General features: G+C 48.8%; 1 protein-coding gene. It reads right to left on the bottom strand.

Annotated features, from left to right (window positions below):
* On the bottom strand, positions 1 to 1,274 hold a 1,274-nt coding region (locus tag K5Q92_RS24570), incomplete at both ends, for a hypothetical protein (protein WP_220771245.1).

Here is a 1,274-nt window from a genome sequence, read left to right as displayed (position 1 = left end):
TCTTCTTCTTCTTCCCTCCTCCCCTGCTTTTTTTTCCTCTTCCCTCTCCTTCTTTCTTCTTTCTTTCTCCCCTCTCTCTTCCTTTCCCCTTCTTCCCTTTCTGTCTCTCCCCCTCCTCCCCCTCCTCCTCTTTCTTCTTTTTCCCTTCTTTTCCTTTCTTCCTCTTCCTTCCCTTTCCTCTTTCCCTTGTTCCCTTTTCCTCCCTCTTCCTTTTTTTCTTTCCTCTCTTTCTCTTTTCTTTCTCTTTTCTCTTCTCCCCCTTCTCTCTTTTCTCTCTCCTTCTCTCTTTTTCTCCTTCCTCCCTCCCCTCCCCCCTTTCTCTCTCTCCTCTCTTCTCCTCTCCTCCCCCCCTCCTTCTCTCTCCCCCCCCTCTCCCTTTTTTCTCTCTTTCTCTCCCTTCCTCCCCCCTTTCTCCCCCTTCTCTCTCCCCCTTTTCTCCTCTTTCTCTTTCCCCCCTCCCTTTCCTCTCCTTTCCTTTCTCTCCCTCTCTTCTTCTCTTCTTTTCCTTTTCTCTCCCTTTCCTTTTCCTTTTTCCTTTTTCTTCTCCTCCTCCCTCTTCCCCCTTTCCCTCTTCCTTCCCTCCTCCTTTCTTCCTTCCCCCCTCCCTTCCCCCTCTCCTTTCCTTTCTTTTTCTTCTTTTTCCTTTTCCTTTCCTCCTCCTCCCTCTCCTTTCTCTCTTCCTCCTCCTTCCCCTCTTCCCCTTCTCCTCTCTTTTCTCCTCTTTCTCTTCTCCCCTTCTTCTCCCCCCCTCTCCTCCTTTTCCTCTCTTCTTCCTTCTTTTTCTTTTCTCCCTCCCCCTCCTCCCTTTCTCTTTCTTTTTTCTTTCTCCCCCTTTTTTTCTTCTCTCTCCCTTCCCTCCCCCTTTCTCTCTTTTCCTCTCTCCTCTTCCCCTCCCCCCTCCTCTCTTCTTTTTTTTCTTTTTTCTTTTTTCTTCCTCTCTTCTCTCTCTTTTTTCCTCTCTCTCCCTCCTTCTTCTTCTCTTCTTCTCCCTCTCCTCTTTTCTTCTTTTTTTTTTCTTTCCCTTTCCTCTCTTTCTCTCTCTCTCCTTTTTTCCCCCCCCCCCCCCTTCTTTCTCTTCCTCTCCCCTCCCTCTTTCTCCCTCCTTTTCTTCCCTCTCCCCTCCTCCCTTTCTTTTCTCTCTCCCCCCCTCCCTCTCTCCCCCTCCCTCTTTCTCCCTCCTTCTCTTTCTTTCTCCCTCTTCTTTCTCTTCCCTCCTCTTTTCTTCCCTCTCTTCCCTTTCTTTTTTCTCTTCCCTTTCTCTTTTTTCCTTCCCT

Origin of the sequence: Shewanella sp. MBTL60-007, assembly GCF_019654915.1 — a bacterium.
GTDB lineage: Bacteria > Pseudomonadota > Gammaproteobacteria > Enterobacterales > Shewanellaceae > Shewanella.
This window is presented reverse-complemented; position numbering and strand designations above follow the sequence as displayed.